Annotated in this window: 22 protein-coding genes; 13 read left to right on the top strand and 9 right to left on the bottom strand. The window is 62.0% G+C overall.

The features are described from left to right. The first annotated feature begins 67 nt into the window (after nucleotides 1-67). From C5J22_RS04955 to C5J22_RS04965, 3 genes are all read left to right on the top strand, one after another. Nucleotides 68-712: a TetR/AcrR family transcriptional regulator gene (locus C5J22_RS04955; protein ID WP_105437417.1), complete on the top strand. Its 645-nt coding sequence runs from the start codon at nucleotides 68-70 to the stop codon at nucleotides 710-712. A 65-nt stretch (nucleotides 713-777) separates the two neighbouring features. After that, nucleotides 778-1,263, top strand: a complete 486-nt coding sequence (locus C5J22_RS04960; protein ID WP_105437418.1) for a group II truncated hemoglobin — start codon at nucleotides 778-780, stop codon at nucleotides 1,261-1,263. Between the two features lie 294 nt (nucleotides 1,264-1,557). After that, nucleotides 1,558-1,884: a DUF6105 family protein gene (locus tag C5J22_RS04965; protein ID WP_105437419.1), complete on the top strand. Its 327-nt coding sequence runs from the start codon at nucleotides 1,558-1,560 to the stop codon at nucleotides 1,882-1,884. On the opposite strand, the gene ruvX is transcribed toward C5J22_RS04965, so the two are convergent. Beyond that, nucleotides 1,827-2,315 (bottom strand): Holliday junction resolvase RuvX, encoded by a 489-nt coding sequence (gene ruvX, locus C5J22_RS04970; protein ID WP_046667735.1) that lies wholly within the window; start codon nucleotides 2,313-2,315, stop codon nucleotides 1,827-1,829. The genes C5J22_RS04965 and ruvX overlap by 58 nt on opposite strands. A gap of 130 nt (nucleotides 2,316-2,445) precedes the next feature. On the opposite strand from ruvX, the gene C5J22_RS04975 reads away from it, so the two are divergent. From C5J22_RS04975 to C5J22_RS04990, 4 genes are all read left to right on the top strand, one after another. After that, on the top strand, nucleotides 2,446-3,147 hold the full coding sequence (locus tag C5J22_RS04975; RefSeq protein ID WP_105437420.1) for a metal-dependent hydrolase: 702 nt from the start codon (nucleotides 2,446-2,448) through the stop codon (nucleotides 3,145-3,147). Nucleotides 3,148-3,256: 109 nt separating this feature from the next. Then, nucleotides 3,257-3,544: an Asp-tRNA(Asn)/Glu-tRNA(Gln) amidotransferase subunit GatC gene (gene gatC / locus C5J22_RS04980; protein ID WP_105437421.1), complete on the top strand. Its 288-nt coding sequence runs from the start codon at nucleotides 3,257-3,259 to the stop codon at nucleotides 3,542-3,544. Between the two features lie 57 nt (nucleotides 3,545-3,601). After that, nucleotides 3,602-5,083, top strand: a complete 1,482-nt coding sequence (gene gatA / locus C5J22_RS04985) for an Asp-tRNA(Asn)/Glu-tRNA(Gln) amidotransferase subunit GatA (RefSeq protein ID WP_105437422.1) — start codon at nucleotides 3,602-3,604, stop codon at nucleotides 5,081-5,083. Nucleotides 5,084-5,146: 63 nt separating this feature from the next. Then, the gene (locus tag C5J22_RS04990; protein ID WP_105437423.1) at nucleotides 5,147-5,413 is read left to right on the top strand and encodes a hypothetical protein; all 267 of its coding nucleotides are present in this window, start codon (nucleotides 5,147-5,149) and stop codon (nucleotides 5,411-5,413) included. 236 nt (nucleotides 5,414-5,649) lie between these two features. Here C5J22_RS04990 and C5J22_RS05000 read toward each other — a convergent pair whose 3' ends face one another. Next, a complete protein-coding gene (locus C5J22_RS05000) occupies nucleotides 5,650-6,510 on the bottom strand; it encodes an NmrA family NAD(P)-binding protein (protein ID WP_105437424.1) in 861 nt (286 codons plus the stop codon). 173 nt (nucleotides 6,511-6,683) lie between these two features. Beyond that, entirely contained in the window at nucleotides 6,684-6,941 is a 258-nt protein-coding gene (locus tag C5J22_RS05005) for a YjhX family toxin (protein WP_105425089.1), read from the bottom strand. Between the two features lie 283 nt (nucleotides 6,942-7,224). On the opposite strand from C5J22_RS05005, the gene C5J22_RS05010 reads away from it, so the two are divergent. The 6 genes from C5J22_RS05010 (at nucleotide 7,225) to C5J22_RS05035 (ending at nucleotide 11,335) form a co-directional block, all read left to right on the top strand. Continuing rightward, nucleotides 7,225-7,734: a GNAT family N-acetyltransferase gene (locus C5J22_RS05010; RefSeq protein ID WP_105437425.1), complete on the top strand. Its 510-nt coding sequence runs from the start codon at nucleotides 7,225-7,227 to the stop codon at nucleotides 7,732-7,734. Between the two features lie 100 nt (nucleotides 7,735-7,834). Further along, entirely contained in the window at nucleotides 7,835-9,340 is a 1,506-nt protein-coding gene (gene gatB, locus C5J22_RS05015) for an Asp-tRNA(Asn)/Glu-tRNA(Gln) amidotransferase subunit GatB (RefSeq protein ID WP_105419475.1), read from the top strand. 5 nt (nucleotides 9,341-9,345) lie between these two features. Beyond that, on the top strand, nucleotides 9,346-9,852 hold the full coding sequence (locus C5J22_RS05020) for a GNAT family N-acetyltransferase (protein ID WP_038542070.1): 507 nt from the start codon (nucleotides 9,346-9,348) through the stop codon (nucleotides 9,850-9,852). A 23-nt stretch (nucleotides 9,853-9,875) separates the two neighbouring features. Then, on the top strand, nucleotides 9,876-10,337 hold the full coding sequence (locus C5J22_RS05025; protein WP_105437426.1) for a GNAT family N-acetyltransferase: 462 nt from the start codon (nucleotides 9,876-9,878) through the stop codon (nucleotides 10,335-10,337). 103 nt (nucleotides 10,338-10,440) lie between these two features. Next, complete coding sequence (locus C5J22_RS05030) at nucleotides 10,441-10,839, top strand: NADH:ubiquinone oxidoreductase subunit NDUFA12 (RefSeq protein ID WP_046636622.1); 399 nt, start codon at nucleotides 10,441-10,443, stop codon at nucleotides 10,837-10,839. A 76-nt stretch (nucleotides 10,840-10,915) separates the two neighbouring features. Beyond that, nucleotides 10,916-11,335 carry a DUF2155 domain-containing protein gene (locus tag C5J22_RS05035; protein ID WP_105437643.1) on the top strand — a complete coding sequence of 140 codons (420 nt, stop codon included), beginning with the start codon at nucleotides 10,916-10,918 and terminating at the stop codon, nucleotides 11,333-11,335. Nucleotides 11,336-11,342: 7 nt separating this feature from the next. On the opposite strand, the gene aat is transcribed toward C5J22_RS05035, so the two are convergent. The 6 genes from aat to C5J22_RS05065 form a co-directional block, all read right to left on the bottom strand. Beyond that, nucleotides 11,343-11,960: a leucyl/phenylalanyl-tRNA--protein transferase gene (gene aat, locus C5J22_RS05040; protein ID WP_105437427.1), complete on the bottom strand. Its 618-nt coding sequence runs from the start codon at nucleotides 11,958-11,960 to the stop codon at nucleotides 11,343-11,345. A gap of 8 nt (nucleotides 11,961-11,968) precedes the next feature. Next, the gene (gene accC, locus C5J22_RS05045; RefSeq protein ID WP_046636624.1) at nucleotides 11,969-13,315 is read right to left on the bottom strand and encodes an acetyl-CoA carboxylase biotin carboxylase subunit; all 1,347 of its coding nucleotides are present in this window, start codon (nucleotides 13,313-13,315) and stop codon (nucleotides 11,969-11,971) included. Between the two features lie 9 nt (nucleotides 13,316-13,324). Next, a complete protein-coding gene (gene accB / locus C5J22_RS05050; RefSeq protein ID WP_046667723.1) occupies nucleotides 13,325-13,780 on the bottom strand; it encodes an acetyl-CoA carboxylase biotin carboxyl carrier protein in 456 nt (151 codons plus the stop codon). A 28-nt stretch (nucleotides 13,781-13,808) separates the two neighbouring features. Then, a complete protein-coding gene (gene aroQ / locus C5J22_RS05055; protein WP_046605457.1) occupies nucleotides 13,809-14,246 on the bottom strand; it encodes a type II 3-dehydroquinate dehydratase in 438 nt (145 codons plus the stop codon). Nucleotides 14,247-14,380: 134 nt separating this feature from the next. Beyond that, a complete protein-coding gene (locus C5J22_RS05060) occupies nucleotides 14,381-15,157 on the bottom strand; it encodes a DsbA family protein (RefSeq protein ID WP_105401416.1) in 777 nt (258 codons plus the stop codon). A 304-nt stretch (nucleotides 15,158-15,461) separates the two neighbouring features. Continuing rightward, complete coding sequence (locus tag C5J22_RS05065; protein WP_105437428.1) at nucleotides 15,462-18,431, bottom strand: ribonuclease E/G; 2,970 nt, start codon at nucleotides 18,429-18,431, stop codon at nucleotides 15,462-15,464. Between the last annotated feature and the right edge of the window lie 86 nt (nucleotides 18,432-18,517).

Raw genomic sequence — 18,517 nt, forward strand, 5'->3', positions numbered from 1 at the left:
AGACCGCTTGCGGCGGTTGACGGCTCGGACTATCGCGGTTGAGGATTGAAACCGAAACAGGCGGAAAATGCTCCAGATCCCTGAAGTCACAGCGCAACAAGGTTCGGTCGCCAAGGTGCGCAGCCGCGCCGGCACCGAGCGGGCGATCTTCCTGGCGGCCCGCGCGCTGCTCGCCGAACAGGGTTTTCAGGGTTTCGGCATCAACGCAGTGGCGCGCCGGGCCGGCTGCGACAAGCAGCTGATCTATCGATATTACGGCGGTCTCGACGGGCTGATCGAGGTGATCGGCGCCGATCTCGGCACCTGGGTCAAGGACCGCATCCCGGAAGATACCGGCGGCATGTTCCTGCTGACCTACGGCGATCTGATGGAGAAACTCTCCATCTATTTCATGGAAGCGCTGCGCGACGACCCGCTGGTCTGCAAGATCGTCGCCTGGGAGGTCTCGCAGGATACGCCGCAGGTCCGACGGCTGTCGGAAGCCCGCACCAAGGCGCTCGGCAAATGGCTCGAAAAGATGCGCGGCTCGCTGACGCCGCCCAAGGGCGTCGATGCCGCGACCACCAATGCGCTGCTGTTTGCGGCGATCCAGCACCTGGTGATCTCCGCCGCCGTCAGCGGCCAGTTCGCCGGCATGGCGCTCAAGACCGAGAAGGATTGGGATAAGGTCGGCAACGCGCTCCGCCGCCTGGTCCGCGCGATCTACGGCTGATCCGTGGCCAAGTCTTGAAGCCATGACGTCCGCCTCATATCTCTTCGGGAGACGGAGGGAACGCCATGACAGTGCCAACGCTTTATGAATGGATCGGCGGCTTCGATGCGCTCCTGCGTCTCACGACGGAGTTTTATCGGCGCGTTCCGACGGACGACCTGCTCGGTCCGGTCTTTTCCGGAATGGACCCGGAACATCCGCAGCATGTAGCCATGTTCATCGCCGAGGTCATCGGCGGACCGAAGCTCTATTCGGAGCAGCGTGGCGGTCATCCGGCGATGGTGCGCCATCATCTTGAAAGGCACCTGACCGAGCCGATGCGCCGGCGATGGATCAACATCCTCCTCGATACCTATACGGATCTCGAACTTCCGGCCGACCCGGAGTTCACGTCCGCGCTGGTCGGCTATCTCGAGTGGGGAACGCGGCTTGCGGTCGTCAATTCGCAGCCCGGAGCCAAGGTTTACGAGCACGCGCCGATGCCGACATGGGGATGGGGCGAAACCGGCGGTCCTTATGTTCCGAAGAAGCCGAAATCGCCGGTTGCCTGAGCTGCTTTATCCACAGGCGCCCTTGCGAAATTAACCATCTCCCCCGGTTTCCGTTGCGGCAAATCCGTGCGGGCTTAAGTTCCATGTTAACGCACTGTTAACTACGACGTTCGCCGAGTATCCGCGTATGGGAACTGCAATCCGGAATATAGCATTGCTGATCGTCATGACGACGGTCTTCGCGGCGCTGGCCATGGATATTGCCATTCCCGCATTGGCCCTGAGCCTTATGGCTCTATCGAGATGGCTCGTGTCTCTGGAACCGTATCCGGCAGAGTCGAGAGGGAGGACTGCATGAAGTGGTTCGTGATTTTGTGGGCCGGTCCGGTCCTGCTGCTGACCAGCTGGTACGGGTTTTCCTATTACGACATGAGCTTCGGCTTCTTCATGCTGACCCGACAGACGCATGATCTTGTCTTCCAGATCTACGGCAATGTTCTCGGCATTCCCCCGGAAACCATTCCGCCTTTGGTGGCGCGCGCCATCGCATTCGACAGCCTGGTCGTGTTTGCGATCATCGCCTTCCGCAAGCGCCGCGAGATCGCCGCTTGGTGGAGGAACCGTCAGCTTGCGAAATCGGTCTCCCTGCCGAGCGACGAGAGCCTGTCCAGAGCCCCCTGAAGAATGAAGCTTGCCGCGGCGGAATCGATCCGCTCGGCACGTTTGGCCCGCGACACGTCCATTTCCAGAAGCGCCCGCTCGGCGGCCACCGTCGACAGCCGCTCGTCCCAGAAGACGAAGGGCAGGGCGGTCTTTTCCGACATCGAGCGCACGAAGGCTCGCGTCGCCTGAACGCGCGGGCCAGCCGAGCCGTCCATGTTCGTGGGCAGGCCGATCACGAAGCCCGCCACTTTTTCCTTCTCGGCAAAGGCGAGCAGCACTTCGGCATCCTTGGTGAACTTCACTCGTTTGATGACCGGACGTGGCGTGGCAAACCGGCGGCCGAGATCCGACATGGCGAGCCCGATCGTCTTGGTGCCAAGGTCGAGCCCGGCAATCGCCTGTCCGGGTTTAAGAGCCTCAGCCAGTTCCTCGATGGTCATCACTGTCATGCGTTCTTCATCCCGGGGATCCAAATAGCGTGTCCAGAGCGGGTTTGTCCCACCCTCTGTCCCACTTCCCTTTAGCCTCATATCGGCTATGTGTCGTCATTATCTCACATCATTTCGAGGAGAGTTTTCCATGAAGATCACCTGGCTCGGCCATTCCGCATTCCGCATCGAGACCGCCAAGGCCAAGATCCTGGTCGACCCGTTCCTGACCTATAACCCCGCCTTTGCCGGCCAGGATATCAAGGCTGCTGCCGAAGGCCTGACCCATATCCTGCTCACCCACGGTCACGGCGACCATGTCGGCGACACAGTCCAGATCGCCAAGGAAACCGGTGCCGTCGTGCTCGCCAACTACGACCTCGGCGTCTGGCTGGCGAAGAAGGGCGTCGAGAAGCTCGAAATGGGCAATACCGGCGGCACGATCGGTTTCGAAGGGTTCACCGCCACCTTCACCAATGCGCTACATTCGTCCGCCTCACTCACCGAAGACGGCGTTTCGCATTGCCTCGGCAATGCCAACGGCCTGATGCTGCATTTCGACGACGAACTCTCCGTCCTCCACATGGGCGATACCGACATCTTCTCCGACATGGCCCTGATCAACGAACTGCACCAGCCGGATATCGGCATCGTGCCGATCGGCGACCGCTTCACCATGGGCGGCGCGGTGGCGGCGCTCGCCTGCCAGCGTTTCTTTGATTTCAAGCATGCGCTGCCCTGCCATTATGGGCTGCCGGGCGTCGACCAGACGCCGGAAAAGTTCGTCAAGGGCATGGAAGGCTCCCGCACCCGGGTCGAGACGCCGGCGCCGGGCGGCAGCCTGACCTTCTAAATCGCATCCTTTCAGGCGGCGCGCCTTCGCAAATTGAGGCGCGCTCCCTGTTGCGAAGGGCGGGCATGGCCATTATAGCGAAGGGGAAATTTCCCATCGGAGTTATGCCATGTCCGTCGATCTCGCCACCGTCAAGCGCGTCGCGCGCCTTGCCCGCATTGCGGTCACCGAGGAAGATGCCAATCGCATGGTCGGCGAGCTGAACGGCATCATCAATTTCGTCGAGCAGCTTTCCGAAGTCGATGTCACGGGCGTCGAGCCGATGACGTCGGTCACCCCGATGGACATGCGCAAGCGCACAGACGCCATCACCGACGGCGACAAGGCAGACGATATCGTCGCCAACGCGCCTTCGACCGACCATAATTTTTTCCTGGTGCCGAAGGTCGTCGAGTGAGCGCTGGATAGCGCCCCGCCGAACCTCCTCCTCGTATTCGAACCGTTTGAAGAGCCCATGACCGAACTCACCAGCCTCACCATTGCCGAAGCCCGCGAAAAGCTCGAAGCCAGGGAGTTCACCTCCGTTGAGCTGACGGAGGCTTATCTTTCCGCGATCGATGCCGCCAACTCGGTGTTCAACGCCTATGTGGCCGTGACGCCGGAAAAGGCGCTCGGCATGGCAAAGGCTTCTGACGCACGCCGTGCCGCAGGCACTGTCGGCGCCCTGGAAGGCATCCCGCTCGGCATCAAGGACCTGTTCGCCACCCGCGACGTCCATACCCAGGCCTGCAGCCATATTCTCGACGGCTTCCTGCCGAAATACGAATCGACGGTCACCCAGAACCTCTGGGACGACGGTGCGGTCATGCTCGGCAAGCTCAACATGGACGAGTTCGCGATGGGCTCCTCCAACGAGACCTCTCACTACGGCGCCGTGGTCAACCCGTGGCGGGCCAACGGTTCCAACCAGCAGCTCGTGCCGGGCGGTTCTTCCGGCGGTTCTGCCGCTGCGGTGTCCGCATTCCTCTGCGCCGGTGCGACCGCCACCGATACCGGCGGCTCCATCCGCCAGCCGGCCGCCTTCACCGGCACCGTCGGCATCAAGCCGACCTATGGCCGCTGCTCGCGCTGGGGTACGGTTGCCTTCGCATCCTCGCTCGACCAGGCCGGCCCGATCGCCCGCGACGTGCGCGATGCGGCGATCATGCTGAGGTCGATGGCGTCGGTCGATGCCAAGGACACGACCTCTGTCGATCTGCCGGTGCCGGATTATGAAGCCTCGCTCGGCCAGTCGCTGAAGGGCATGAAGATCGGCATTCCGAAGGAATACCGCGTCGAAGGCATGCCGGAAGAGATCGAAAAACTTTGGGCTCAGGGCATCGCCTGGCTGAAGGATGCCGGTGCCGAGATCGTCGACATCACCCTGCCGCACACCAAATACGCGCTGCCGGCCTATTACATCGTCGCTCCTGCCGAAGCTTCGTCGAACCTCGCCCGTTACGACGGCGTGCGTTACGGCTTGCGCGTCGACGGCAAGGACATCGTCGACATGTACGAAAAGACCCGCGCTGCCGGTTTCGGCACCGAGGTCAAGCGCCGCATCATGATCGGCACCTACGTTCTGTCGGCCGGTTATTACGACGCCTATTACCTGCAGGCGCAAAAAGTCCGCACGCTGATCAAGCGCGACTTCGAGATCGTCTTCGACGCCGGCGTCGATGCGATCCTGACGCCGGCCACCCCGTCGTCGGCCTTCGGCATCGCCGATGAGGACCTCGCCTCCGATCCGGTCAAGATGTATCTCAACGACATCTTCACGGTGACGGTCAACATGGCCGGCCTGCCGGGCATCGCCGTTCCCGCCGGCCTCGACGCCAAGGGCCTGCCGCTCGGCCTGCAGTTGATCGGCAAGCCGTTCGAGGAAGAAACTCTGTTCCGCACCGCCCATGTCATCGAACAGGCCGCCGGCCGGTTCACGCCGGCGAAGTGGTGGTAAGCGGACCGATCATCCGGAATATGACGGCCGCCGATCATCGGGCGGTCGCCGGGGAGGTGGTTCATGGCTAAGACGGATCTGGCAGGATTGATCGAGGCGTTCGATCGCCTCGCGGCCGATGGTTTCACCATGGGTGCGGACTGGCAGGCGGTGCACGAGATTTGCCAGGCTCATGAGGGCGAACAGCCCTTCGACTGGGGCCACGCTCTCTGTCACCGCATCGAAGGCGACGACTGGAACGCCGACTACTGGTACCGCCGCGCCGGTAAGCGACGTGCGAACTCGATCGCCGAGGACTGGACGGCGATGAGGGCTGAGCTTTCGGCTTAGAGCCCGTCCGAGAATGGGGTTGGAAGGACCCGGAAGCGACCATCAAGTCTGCCAAGGCATTTCTCTACGCCGCATCCATCATGACGCTTGCCCGAAGAATTGCACGCCGCTTATGAATCTCACTTCGCCTCTGCCTCTCATGCGAGGATTGCAAACAAGCGCCTTGGGTGGACGGCCGGCCTAGCATCCAAGCGGCCTTTGGCGGTCTCGCGTTCTTTTTCGTCCATCGGGACGCGTTAGGATGAGTCGCGAACAAGCTTACCTATGTAGGTCTGGAGCGAGATCGATCCTCGAATTGGATCCGCGGGGTATTCGGGGCCATCGGCGGTGAGAGCCGTCATCCTTGCATACGAGTGAGCCGCCGCGTCGGAGAAGCCCAGACTGCGATATGCGCCTTCCCAGTTTTCGCGCGGGATCACCTCGATGCGAACGGCCCGGCCGAGGGCAGCGGCGAAGGCTGCGGCGACATCAGTGGGAGAGTACCGTTTCGGCCCCTCAACGGGGTGTATGCCGATCTGTTCGATCGGCTCCTGCAGGAGCCGCGCCGCCACCCTTCCCAAATCCTCCGGCGCGACCATCGGGAGCGTGAGATCGGCAGGGAGCATGGTCGACAGCACCCCGTCCTTAGTGACAGGCCCCACCATCGTATCCCAGTTACTGTAGTAGTAGGCTGCGCGGATGACACTGGCAGGTATCGGCTGGTTCCTCAGGCCCGCTTCCAGTTCGTAAAGGATGTTGAGATCGCCGCATTCCTCGCCCGGCTGCGCGCCCATGGTTGATTCCGCCACTACCTTCTCCAGCCCGGACCCTTCGATCGCGTCGAGTAGGCAGCGGACGGTCTCGCGTTCCTCCCGGTCGGTATCGCTCGAGATGTCAGCGTTCGGGTTTAGGAGGAAGGCCCGCTTCCCGTTACGGAACACCTCACGCAGCGACGTCACGTCGTGGACGTCGGCGACGGCGACCTCCGCCCCCCGCAGTCGCCATGCACCGGCCTTATCGGAGTTTCGCGTGACGACCGTGACAGCTTTGCCTTCTTCGAGCAACGTCTGTGCCACGGCGGAGCCGACGTGCCCCGTCCCGCCAACAACGATGTACATTTGCCATGTCTCCAGCAGTGATGTGGCGCATAACCCTTCGCCCCGTTCAAAGGTTCCCTTTTGGCATTTGGCGGCTTCCCAAGCGTCTTCTTTCGGCGTCACCGAAAAAGCATATCGCTGGTAATCTTGATTTGACAGCCGCGCGCCGAGGACGACGCGCGGCCTTTCCGATTTCACCGATTGTCCTGCTCGGCCCTCACCAGCACCAATCCCCGTTCGGTAATTCGATAAGGCTTGCCGCCCTGGGATTTGATCGCTCGTTTCTGCTTGAGCTTGCGGAAGGTGGTGAGGTCTAAACCCGAAAAGACCCAGCCCTCGCGGGTGACCAGCTGGAGTTTTTCGATCTTGCGGTTCTGATCGCGGGTAATGTCGATCCTGCCGCCCTGGGCGAGCAGGTGGAGGATGCGCTGTTCGGCGCGGGAAATATCCATTGTCTTTTGATGTCCGGAGAAGCGCTGGCAAACGAGCGCACAAAAACGTTGCCGGCGTCGCGTGACGTCGGGGTTCTCGTTTTTGTCTGGGCCGGCGCGGCTTTAAGAGCGGGGCCGGCCCCTCAGCAGGTCTCTACGGAAGAGAACATCAAAACTCCATCGATACGAAATCCGCACTAGGCGTGTTTTCCCCAGCCGTCAAGCGCCTGACCGAAACGCCCTATATGTTGCACTGGTCAAAGCGCGGACTCAGTGGTCTACTGAGGCTGTAGCAGGGGAAACTATGGCCCATATTCGCAATGCGCGTGAGGACGAGGTGGATATCCTGGCGGAAATCGGCTTCCGCTCCTGGGAGAAGGCCATGATTTCGATCGGCGAGATGACCGATATGCGCTCCAGCGCCCGCACCGCCTTCCAGAATTTTACGCGCTCCTCCTGGCTCACCATTACCGTCGTCGAACATGCCGGCAATCTTGCCGGCTGGGCGGCGCGCGAAAAGCTGGACGAGCTGATTTCCGATTTCTGGATCGATCCGGCCTTCCAGGGCCACGGCTTCGGCCGGGCGCTTCTCGTCGAGATCGAGGCCGAAATCGTCCACCAGGGGTTCGAAGTCGCCCGCGTCGAGACCCACGCCCGCAATGCCGAGGCGGTCGGCTTCTTCGAGAAGCTGGGCTATTCGCTCAACTGGCTCTCGACCATCTATTCGCCGAAGATCGACCGGGACGTGCAGTCGGTCGGCCTGTCGAAGCGCCTCGTCGCGGAAGCGCCGGATACTTACGGGCCAAGCTTCTGACTGCGCCCAGGGCGCCCGCCGCTCGTCAGATAAGCTTGCACCGCAACGCCATTTGCTCTACCTCCAGAAAACGCAATAGAGACCATTTCACGAGCATCAGATGACCCTTGTCGACGTCCGCACGCCCGATCCGAAACGCTTCATTCCCGGCGCCACCGGCGACTGGGAAGTCATCATCGGTTTGGAGGTGCACGCCCAGGTCCTCTCCAATTCGAAGCTGTTTTCCGGCGCCTCGACCGAGTTCGGCAAGCCGGCGAATTCGAACGTCTCGCTCGTCGATGCGGCCATGCCAGGCATGCTGCCGGTCATCAACGAGGAATGCATCAAGCAGGCGGTACGCACCGGTCTCGGCCTGAAGGCGCAGATCAACAAGCGTTCATTGTTCGACCGCAAGAACTATTTCTATCCGGACCTGCCGCAGGGTTATCAGATTTCCCAGTACAAGGATCCGATCGTCGGCGAAGGCAAGATCGTCATCTCGCTCGGCCCCGACCGCCAGGGCCAGTTCGAGGACATCGAAATCGGCATCGAGCGGCTGCATCTCGAACAGGATGCCGGCAAGTCGATGCACGACCAGCATCCGACCATGTCCTATGTGGACTTGAACCGCTCCGGCGTGGCGCTGATGGAGATCGTCTCCAAGCCCGACATGCGCTCGTCCGACGAAGCCAAGGCCTACATGACCAAGCTGCGCTCGATCGTGCGTTACCTCGGCACCTGCGATGGCAACATGGACGAAGGCTCGATGCGCGCCGACGTCAACGTCTCGGTGCGCCGTCCGGGCACGGAATTCGGCACCCGCTGCGAGATCAAGAACGTCAATTCGATCCGCTTCATCGGCCAGGCGATCGAATACGAAGCGCGCCGCCAGATCGGCATTCTCGAGGACGGCGGCTCGATCGACCAGGAGACCCGCCTCTTCGACCCGAACAAGGGCGAGACGCGCTCGATGCGCTCCAAGGAAGACGCGCACGACTATCGCTATTTCCCGGATCCGGACCTGCTGCCGCTCGAATTCGACGATGCCTTCATCGCCGAGCTGGAACGCCACCTACCGGAACTGCCGGACGACAAGAAGGCTCGTCTCGTGCGCGAGCTCGGCCTGTCGATCTACGACGCCTCGGTTCTGGTGTCCGAAAAGGCGATCGCCGATTATTTCGAGGCGGTTGCCGAAGGCCGCGATGGCAAGATTGCCGCCAACTGGGTCATCAACGACCTGCTGGGCGCCTTGAACAGAACCGGCAAAGACATTGAAGAGACTCCGGTTTCTCCCGCCCAGCTCGGCGCCATCATCGACCTCATCAAGGCCGAGACGATTTCCGGCAAGATCGCCAAGGACCTGTTCGAGATCGTGCTCGCCGAGGGCGGTGACCCGGCCGAAATCGTCGAGAGCCGCGGCATGAAGCAGGTGACCGATACCGGCGCAATCGAGGCCGCTGTCGACGAGATCATCGCCGCCAATCCGGACCAGGTCGCCAAGGTCAAGGCCAAGCCCACGCTCGCCGGCTGGTTCGTCGGCCAGGTCATGAAGTCGACCGGCGGCAAGGCCAACCCACAGGCCGTCCAGGCGCTGGTCAAGGCGAAGCTCGGGATCGAAGAGGAGTAGGCCCGATGGTCTACTTCGTCCGCACCGCCGGAGAAGCTGACGTCGAGCAGATCCGCGCCCTGCTGGCGGCGACCTTTCACGATACCTACGATCCGTTCTACGGGGCCGACAAGGTGAGGAGAATGGTCGACGGCTGGCATTCTCCGGGCGCCGTCAAGGCGCGTATCCAGAAGCGCGGCGGCGAATTCCTGGTCGCCGACAACGGCAAGGATATCGGCGGCATCGGTTATGCCGCCATGTATCCGAAAATGGTGAAGACGGCGATGCTGCACCAGCTCTACGTCAAGCCGTCCTGCCAGAACGAGGGCATCGGCCGCGATATCTTCGCCGAGCTCGAAACCTGTTTTCCGGATGCCGAGATCATGCGGGTCGAGGTGGCGCTGCCGAACGTGCGCGCGATGTCCTTTTACGAGAGGCTCGGGTTTTCCGAGGTCGACAGGATGGAAGAGTGGGGTGCTCCCAATTCCGGCCTGCCGGCGATCATCATGGAGAAGCGGCTGGAGTTGCGCTGACCCACCCGAGAAGGACTTTTTGCATGGCCGATATCGTCATCCGCAGAGCGCGGCAAGCCGATCTCCCCGAACTCATCGCCCTGTTCGCGGCGGATGACGTCGGCGGCCATGGCGACACCACCGACGAGGCCGCCTTCGACGATTACCTGCGCGCCTTCAACGTCATCGAAGCCTCGCAGAACGAGCAGCTTTTCGTCGCCGACCTGGAAGGCGAGGTGGTCGGCACGTTTCAGATCCTCTTCAACCGCACGCTGACGGGGAGGGGATCGCTGTCGATGATCCTGGAGGCCGTTCAGACGCGCGGCGACATGCGCGGCAAGGGCATCGGCGCCCAGATGATCGGACATGCGATCGAGGAAGCCAGACGCCGCGATTGCCGCCAGGTCGCACTCACCTCCAACATGGCTCGCACGGACGCACACCGCTTCTATGAACGGCTCGGCTTCGCCAAAAGCCATTTCGGCTTCAAGATGAAGCTCAAATGACGGTGCGCGACATTTGGAATCACTGGACATCGAAGGCGTCAGGCGGCATAAGCGGATCAGCCAATTCGATCGTCATCCTGTTTGCCAAGCCGACGGAACATCCATGAAAAACCTCCTGCTGCAGATCTTCACCTGGTGGAACGGACAGACCATGGGCACCCGGTTCTTCACCTGGCGTTTCGGCAAGAAGGTCGGTGAAGACGAACTCGGCAATATCTATTATGAAGGCCCGATGACTTCCTGGGGCAAGCCGAAGCGTTGGGTGATCTACAAGGATTACGCCGAAGCCTCTGCGATTGGCCCCGGCTGGCATGGCTGGATGCATTATCGCACCGACGTTGCTCCGTCGCAGGAAGATTACAAGGCCCGCGAGTGGGAAAAGGCGCACAAGCCGAACGGCACCGGCACGCCGCTTGCCTATCGCCCGCAGGGCTCGCTTGCCGCGACCGGCGAACGCCCCCGCGTCACCGGCGACTACGACGCCTGGACGCCCGGCAACTGACACCTGTTTTGGCCACAATCGCACTCTAGGTCTCGACGCCGACGGGATCGCCGGGACGGGAAACATAATGGGATTGATGACGGTTTTTCCACGCAAGCAAATGATCGGCGCATTGACCGCGCTGGCATTCGTGCTCGCGGCGGATGGTGTATCTGCGGCGCGGCTGAACAACCCGGTCGCAGTCTTTGCCGGCATCGATAAGATCACCGGCCGCATCACCACGTTCGACGTCTATGTCAACGAGACGGTTCAATACGGCGCTCTGCAGGTGACGCCAAAGGTCTGTTATTCCCGCGACGAGACGGAAGCCCAGAAGATCGATGGTTTCGTGGAAGTCGACGAAATCACCCTCGACCGCAAGATCCGCCGGATATTCACCGGCTGGATGTTCGCCGACAGCCCCGGCCTCAATGCCGTCGAGCATCCGATCTACGACGTCTGGCTGACCGGCTGCAAGCAGAAGTCCGACGTGCCGCCGCCGAAGGCGACCAACTGATTTTCCTTTAGAATTTCAGATGCGGTGAATCGACCGCGGTTCTCAGGAGCTTGAGATAGTCGTCCTTGGGGATGTCGATTGCGCCGAACGTCTTCAGATGTTCGGTCGTGAACTGTGTGTCGAGTAGGGTAAAGCCGTTTTTGCGGAGCCGCTCGATAAGGTGCACGAGGCAGATCTTGGAGGCGTTCGTGCGCCTTGAAAACATGCTCTCGCCGAAAAAGGCCGATCCGAGCGAAACGCCATAGAGACCGCCAACCAGTTCATCGCCCTCGAAGGCCTCGACGCTGTGCGCGTGGCCCATGCGGTGCAATTCGTTGTAGAGCTTGCGGATCGTGGAGTTGATCCAGGTGCTCGGCCGGTCACCGGCCGGCTCGGCACAGAATGCTATCACCCGTTCGAAAGCCGTGTCGAAGCGGATGTCGAGCGGTGTCCTGCGAACCGCCTTGGCCAGGCTTTTGGAGAGATGGAAGGCATCGAGCGGCAGGATGCCGCGCATTTCCGGTTCGACCCAGAAGATTTCCGGGTCGTCGGCAGATTCGGCCATCGGAAAAAGTCCGATGGAATAGGCGCGCAACAGGATTTCCGGGGTTATCGCCGGGTAATATCTGCCGCGTCGCCCTGCCATCGATCTCCCTAATGCGTCTTGTCGCCGGCGAGATATTGCTCCAGCCAGTGTATGTCATAATCGCCGTTTGCGATATCCGGATTGTCGACCAGATCCTGGAAAAGCGGCAGCGTCGTCTTGATGCCGTCCACGACGAACTCGTCCAGCACACGCCGCAGACGCATCATGCATTCGACGCGGGTGCGTCCGTGCACGATCAGCTTGCCGATCAGGCTGTCGTAATAGGGCGGGATCTTATAGCCGGCATAGGCGCCCGAATCGACGCGTACGCCGAGGCCGCCTGGTGCGTGGAAATGCGTGATCGTGCCGGGCGACGGCACGAAGGTGCGCGGATCCTCGGCATTGATGCGGCATTCGATGGCATGGCCGGAGAATACGATGTCTTCCTGACGCACGGACAGGCCGCCGCCGGAGGCGACGCGAATCTGTTCGTGCACGAGGTCGATGCCGGTGATCGCTTCGGTGATCGGGTGTTCGACCTGAAGACGGGTGTTCATTTCGATGAAATAGAACTCGCCGTTTTCGTAGAGGAACTCGATCGTGCCGGCGCCGCGGTATTTCAGCTTGCGCATCGCGTCGGCGCAGACTTCGCCGATCTTCATGCGCTGCTCGACATTGAGGGCAGGGGAATTGGCTTCTTCCCAGACCTTCTGGTGGCGGCGCTGCAGCGAGCAGTCGCGCTCACCGAGATGGATGGCATTGCCTTCGCCGTCGCCGACGACCTGGATTTCGATATGGCGCGGTTTCCCGAGATATTTTTCCATGTAGACGGCGTCGTTGCCGAAAGCGGCGAGCGCTTCGGAACGGGCAGTCGACACGGCCTCGTCGAGGTCGGCTTCGGTCTTGGCGACCTTCATGCCGCGTCCGCCGCCGCCGGCCGTCGCCTTGATCAGCACCGGGAAACCGATCTGGCGGGCGATTTCCATGGCGTTCTCGGGCTTCACTTCGCCATCCGAACCGGGAACGACGGGGATGCCGAGTTCCTGCGCGGTCTGCTTGGCGGTGATCTTGTCGCCCATGATGCGGATATGGTCGGCGGTCGGGCCGATGAAGGTGATGCCGTGCGCGTCGAGGATATCCGCGAACTTGGCGTTTTCCGACAGGAAGCCGTAGCCCGGATGCACGGCGTCGGCGCCGGTGATTTCGCAGGCGGCGACGATCTGGTGGATGTTCAGATAGCTGTCGCGCGACGGCGGCGGGCCGATGCAAACGCTTTCGTCGGCAAGCCGGACATGCATGGCGTCGGCGTCCGCAGTGGAATGGACCGCGACGGTCGCGATGCCGAGTTCCTTGCAGGCGCGAAGCACGCGAAGCGCGATTTCACCGCGGTTGGCTATGAGGATCTTGGAAATCATGGACGCGCCTTACTCGATGACGACGAGCGGCTGGCCGTACTCGACGGGCTGAGAGTCGTTGACCAGGATTTCCGTGACCTTGCCGGAGCGCGGCGACGGGATCTGGTTCATCGTCTTCATGGCCTCGATGATCAGCAGCGTCTGGCCTTCCTTGACGGTGGCGCCGACTTCAACGAAGGCGCGCGAACCCGGGGCCGGGGAGAGGTAGATGGTGCCGACCATCGGCGCAGTGACCGCGTTCTTGTTGTCCTGGATTGCGGGCGCTGCTGCGGCTACGGGAGCTGCAGCCGGGGCATAGGCGGGCGCTGCGACCGGAGCCTGGACATATTGAGTGGTACCGACGCGCGATACACGAATACGCACATCGTCCTGTTCGACTTCGATCTCGGTGAGGTCGGTATCGTTGAGGATGTTCGCGAGGTCGCGGATCAGTCCCTTGTCGATACCGTTCTTCTTGTCAGACATGGCAAACCCTATTGTTCTGTTTATCTTGTCAGGCGGTAATGGATTTCAAGGCGTGCAGCGCCAGAATGTAGCTCGCGGTGCCAAAACCGCAGATCACGCCCTTTACCGCCGGTGCGATCATCGAATGATGGCGGAATTCCTCCCGCGCGTGGACATTCGAGATATGAAGCTCGATCACCGGCACGGAGATCGCCTTGATGGCGTCGTGCAATGCGATCGAGGTGTGGGTATAGGCGCCCGCGTTGATGGCGACGCCGACGGCCTTTTCATTGGCCTCGTGCATCCAGTCGATCAGCACGCCTTCATGATTGCTCTGGCGAAAATCGACATCGAAGCCGAGTTCCCTGCCGGCGGCGATACAGTCCTTCTCGACGTCCTTCAGCGTGGCCGCACCGTAGATGCCCGGCTCGCGCTTGCCCAGCATATTGAGATTGGGGCCATTGAGGACGAAGATCGTCTTGCTCATCACTGATCTATTGTTCCATGCAGAAATTCAGGGGCCACCTATAGACCGCCGACGCGGCAAGGGAAAGCCCCCGCCGCGCCGAAAGCCCGCGAGTCCACTGCGATGGAACATCTGTCGCTCGGGAGGTTGCCCTGTCAGCAGGTCGCCTTGCCGCAGGCACGCACGTTGGCGACCTTCTGTTCGATGGTTTCGAGGCCGACGGCGCCGAAGACGGCTTCGTCGCCGACCACATAGGTCGGCGTGCCGGTTATGCCGATCGCGTTGGCGAGCCGGTAGGCGTCGCGCACCAGGTCGTCGTTCGGCTGGTCGGCCATGGACTTGCGGATCGCCGCCTCCTTGACGCCGAGGGCGCTTGCGACCGCAATGGCGGTCGCTTCCGAAGCGTGCGGCTTACCGCTAAGCAGTTCGCGATGGAATTCCGCATATTTTTCCGGCGCGACCAGGCGCACGGCGTTGGCCACCCGGTGGGCGGCGACCGAGTCCGGCCCGAGGATCGGGAATTCCTTGAGGATGAAGCGGACGTTCTTATCCTTGGAAAGGATGTCGTCCATGTCAGAGAGCGCCCGCTTGCAGTAGCCGCAATTGTAATCGAAGAATTCGACGACCGTGACGTCGCCCTTCGGATTGCCAAGCGTAATGTCGGTCGGCGAGGAGAAGATCGCCTGCCTGTTGTCCGCGATCCCCTTGGTCGACTGCTCGACGCGCTGGGTCTGCTGCTTCGCCTCCAGCGCGTTCTGGACTTCGACCAGCACTTCCGGGTTCTGCAGCAGGTATTCACGGATGAACTGGCCCATTTCCTTCTTCTGCTGGTCGTCCAGGGCGAAAGCCGGGGCGGTCGCGGAAAGTGCCAGCGCCAGCATCGAGCCGGCGGCCAGTGTCTTGAAAACGGGCGTCTTGAACAGGCGGGTCATCCATATCCTCTTGGTCGGCACACGAATCCCGCGCACCATTGTTGCGGTTTGTGCCCAAAGTAAGCCAGTCGGGCTTTCCAAAAAACCTCAAAATCATGTCCAGGCGGTTTCCGCCAGTTCACAACTGCGTATGACGCCTGGCCGGACGGCGGACCCGATGCTGGAATGGAGTCTGATTTCAACAGGCTAGCCACGTTTTCGGAATCGCTTCGGCAGGCGGTTGATCCAGTTTCTGAGGCTCAGGGCAGGGCAGAAATAAAAACGGCCGCGTCTTGCGCGGCCGTTTCGTCGGTTCTCGTCAGGCTCAGAAGAAGCCGCGGCGCTGCCACCAGCCGGCTTTCTTCGGCTTCGACGGGTCGGCTTCGGTCTCGGGCGCTGCCACGGGATCGGAGCTCTTCACCACCGCCTCGACGGAGGAGGAGATGTTCGATGCGCGGTTGGCCCGTGCCGGCTTTGCTTCGCCGCTATCGGCCTGCTCGGCCTCTGCGACGGGAGCTTCTTCGGCAGCAGTGGCTTCAACCGGCGCGGCTTCGGGAGCCTGCGGCTCTTGGCCGAGTGCGGCTTCGACCTGCTCGACGACGGTTTCCACCGGAGCCGGAACAACCGCAGCCGCCTCTTCCGCAGCCGGTGCGTCGGCCGCAGTCGCCGCCTTGCCACGACGCGAACGGCGCGGTTTGGCTTCTGGCTTGCCGCCAGCTGCTGCTTCCGCCTCGGCGGGAGCCGGGACAGCCTCGACGGCTGCCTCTTCAGAGGCTTCCGCTACGGCTGCTGCCGGCACTGCAGCGACGTCTTCGCTGGATGCGTCTTCGTCGGCCGCTTCGCCGTCCTCCGAAGCGCTCAGCTCCTGCCCGTCCTCACCATTGCGATTGCGGCGACCACCGCGCTTGCCGCGGCGGCGGCGCTTGCGGCGGTTCTCCTCCGAGTCCGAATCGGCGGCAACCGTTGCGTCGGATGCTTCGCCGGCTTCGGAAACGTCGTCCTCGCCTTCATCGCCATCCTCGTCGCCATCGGCCATGTCGTCGTTGCCGCCCTGCGCGGTCTGGGCGTCACCGCCCTTTTCTCCACGGTTGCGACGACGCCGGCGGCGCTTGCGCTTGCGGCCGTTCTGGTCGTCGCCCTGCTGCTGCGCGCGCTCGGCACTGGCTGCTGCCGGCTGCGCCGCCGCTGCGACGGTCTCTTCTTCTTCCTCCTCGTCGGCCTCGATGACGATGTCGTCATCGTCTTCTTCGACGGGGATGGCCGCGAACTGCATCAGGCTTTCGATCTTGACCGGGTTTTCGACCGGCTCGCCACGATCGATCGCGAAGTGGCTGGAGCCGATGCTGACATCCGATTCGATGAAGATCGAGACGCCGAAGCGGTTCTCGTAATCGACGATGCTGGTGCGCTTGTGGTTCAGGAGATAGAGCGCGATCTCCGGCGTGGTGCGCACGGTGATGTCATGCGTGGTGTTCTTGAGCAGATATTCCTCGACGCCGCGCAGCACGTGCAGGGCGACCGACGACTGCGAGCGCACATGACCGGTACCGCCGCAATGGGTGCAGATCTGCGTCGTTGATTCGAGAACCGAGGCGCGGATGCGCTGGCGCGACATTTCGAGCAGGCCGAAATGCGAGATGCGGCCGACCTGGATGCGGGCGCGGTCGTTCTTCAGGCAATCCTTCAGCCGCTTCTCGACGGCGCGGTTGTTGCGCTTCTCTTCCATGTCGATGAAGTCGATGACGATCAGGCCGGCAAGGTCGCGCAGACGAAGCTGGCGGGCGACTTCTTCCGCCGCTTCCAGGTTGGTCTGGAGCGCCGTTTCCTCGATCGAGTGTTCGCGGGTCGAACGGCCGGAGTTGACGTCGATGGCGACGAGCGCTTCCGTCTGATTCATGATCAGGTAGCCGCCGGACTTCAGCGTCACCTGCGGCTGCAGCATGCGGTCAAGCTGCGCTTCGATGCCGGAGCGGGCGAAGATCGGATGCAGGTCGCGATAGGGCTGGACCACCTTGGCGTGGCTCGGCATCAGCATCTTCATGAAGTCTTTCGCTTCACGATAGCCTTCTTCGCCCGACACGATGATCTCGGAAATGTCCTTGTTATAAAGGTCGCGGATCGAACGCTTGATCAGCGAGCCTTCCTCGTAGACGAGGGTAGGGGCGGTCGAGCTCAGTGTCAGCGTGCGGACGTTTTCCCACAGGCGCATCAGGTATTCGAAGTCGCGCTTGACTTCGACGCGGGTGCGGTTCGCACCGGCTGTGCGCAGGATCACGCCCATGCCCTGCGGCACGTCGAGTTCGCGGGCGATTTCCTTCAGGCGCTTGCGGTCCTGCGGCTGGGTGATCTTGCGGGAAATGCCGCCGCCACGCGCCGTGTTGGGCATCAGCACCGAATAACGGCCGGCGAGCGAAAGATAGGTGGTGAGGGCAGCACCCTTGTTGCCGCGCTCTTCCTTGGCGACCTGCACGAGCAGGATCTGGCGGCGCTTAATGACTTCCTGGATACGGTACTGCTTGCGCGGCTTGCGCACGACGCGGTCCGGAACTTCTTCCATGGCGTCTTCGGCGCCGACCGATTCGATTACTTCCTTCTCGCCGTGGTCGTCATCGTCGTCGTCATCGAAATCGTCGTTGCGACCGCCGCGGCGGGCGTCGACGTCTTCCGAAATCGAATCGGTCTCGACCATCGCGGCCATTTCGCCAGGCGTCGAACCGTCGTCGTCATTGTTCTCGGAGGAAGGAGCGCCTTCGGATGCGCCGGCTTCGAGAGCGGCTGCTTCTTCCGCCGGCTTCTTGCGGGCGCGGCTGCGGCGCGGCTTGGCCTTCGGCTTTTCCGTCTCTTCGGTGGCGACAGCCTCGACCGGGCTTGCCTCGGCTGCTTCCGCATCAGTTTCGCTTGCGGGCTCGGCGGCGGGGGCAGGGGTGGAAATGCCGATATCCGGCTGTTCCTGGTGGGCTGGATCGACCACGGGATCAGCAGCTTCCGCCTCGGCGATCTTGCGCTGATCCTCGGCTTCCTGCTGCATCAGCGCCTGGCGGTCGGCAAGCGGGATCTGATAATAGTCGGGATGGATTTCGGCGAAGGCGAGGAAGCCGTGACGGTTCCCGCCGTAGTCGACGAAAGCGGCCTGTAGTGAGGGTTCGACCCTCGTCACCTTCGCCAGATAGATATTGCCGCGTATCTGTTTCTTATGCTGCGATTCGAAATCGAATTCCTCGATCCGGTTACCGCGAACGACGACTACGCGCGTCTCCTCTTCGTGAGACGCGTCGATAAGCATTTTGTCTGCCATTGAAATTCTGCTCCTCGGCGCCGCCGGGAGAATGCAGAAAAGCCTGCCACGAGGACAGGCCCGTCATGCAATGCGGTCGTTGCGCC

Origin of the sequence: Neorhizobium sp. T25_13 (assembly GCF_002968675.1) — a bacterium.
Lineage (GTDB): Bacteria > Pseudomonadota > Alphaproteobacteria > Rhizobiales > Rhizobiaceae > Neorhizobium > Neorhizobium tomejilense.

Coding starts and splice junctions, on each gene's coding strand:
- C5J22_RS04955 (WP_105437417.1), top strand. CDS start 68: ATGCTCCAGATCCCTGAAGTCACAGCGCAACAAGGTTCGGTCGCCAAG.
- C5J22_RS04960 (WP_105437418.1), top strand. CDS start 778: ATGACAGTGCCAACGCTTTATGAATGGATCGGCGGCTTCGATGCGCTC.
- C5J22_RS04965 (WP_105437419.1), top strand. CDS start 1,558: ATGAAGTGGTTCGTGATTTTGTGGGCCGGTCCGGTCCTGCTGCTGACC.
- ruvX (WP_046667735.1), bottom strand. CDS start 2,315: ATGACAGTGATGACCATCGAGGAACTGGCTGAGGCTCTTAAACCCGGA.
- C5J22_RS04975 (WP_105437420.1), top strand. CDS start 2,446: ATGAAGATCACCTGGCTCGGCCATTCCGCATTCCGCATCGAGACCGCC.
- gatC (WP_105437421.1), top strand. CDS start 3,257: ATGTCCGTCGATCTCGCCACCGTCAAGCGCGTCGCGCGCCTTGCCCGC.
- gatA (WP_105437422.1), top strand. CDS start 3,602: ATGACCGAACTCACCAGCCTCACCATTGCCGAAGCCCGCGAAAAGCTC.
- C5J22_RS04990 (WP_105437423.1), top strand. CDS start 5,147: ATGGCTAAGACGGATCTGGCAGGATTGATCGAGGCGTTCGATCGCCTC.
- C5J22_RS05000 (WP_105437424.1), bottom strand. CDS start 6,510: ATGTACATCGTTGTTGGCGGGACGGGGCACGTCGGCTCCGCCGTGGCA.
- C5J22_RS05005 (WP_105425089.1), bottom strand. CDS start 6,941: ATGGATATTTCCCGCGCCGAACAGCGCATCCTCCACCTGCTCGCCCAG.
- C5J22_RS05010 (WP_105437425.1), top strand. CDS start 7,225: ATGGCCCATATTCGCAATGCGCGTGAGGACGAGGTGGATATCCTGGCG.
- gatB (WP_105419475.1), top strand. CDS start 7,835: ATGACCCTTGTCGACGTCCGCACGCCCGATCCGAAACGCTTCATTCCC.
- C5J22_RS05020 (WP_038542070.1), top strand. CDS start 9,346: ATGGTCTACTTCGTCCGCACCGCCGGAGAAGCTGACGTCGAGCAGATC.
- C5J22_RS05025 (WP_105437426.1), top strand. CDS start 9,876: ATGGCCGATATCGTCATCCGCAGAGCGCGGCAAGCCGATCTCCCCGAA.
- C5J22_RS05030 (WP_046636622.1), top strand. CDS start 10,441: ATGAAAAACCTCCTGCTGCAGATCTTCACCTGGTGGAACGGACAGACC.
- C5J22_RS05035 (WP_105437643.1), top strand. CDS start 10,916: ATGACGGTTTTTCCACGCAAGCAAATGATCGGCGCATTGACCGCGCTG.
- aat (WP_105437427.1), bottom strand. CDS start 11,960: ATGGCAGGGCGACGCGGCAGATATTACCCGGCGATAACCCCGGAAATC.
- accC (WP_046636624.1), bottom strand. CDS start 13,315: ATGATTTCCAAGATCCTCATAGCCAACCGCGGTGAAATCGCGCTTCGC.
- accB (WP_046667723.1), bottom strand. CDS start 13,780: ATGTCTGACAAGAAGAACGGTATCGACAAGGGACTGATCCGCGACCTC.
- aroQ (WP_046605457.1), bottom strand. CDS start 14,246: ATGAGCAAGACGATCTTCGTCCTCAATGGCCCCAATCTCAATATGCTG.
- C5J22_RS05060 (WP_105401416.1), bottom strand. CDS start 15,157: ATGACCCGCCTGTTCAAGACGCCCGTTTTCAAGACACTGGCCGCCGGC.
- C5J22_RS05065 (WP_105437428.1), bottom strand. CDS start 18,431: ATGGCAGACAAAATGCTTATCGACGCGTCTCACGAAGAGGAGACGCGC.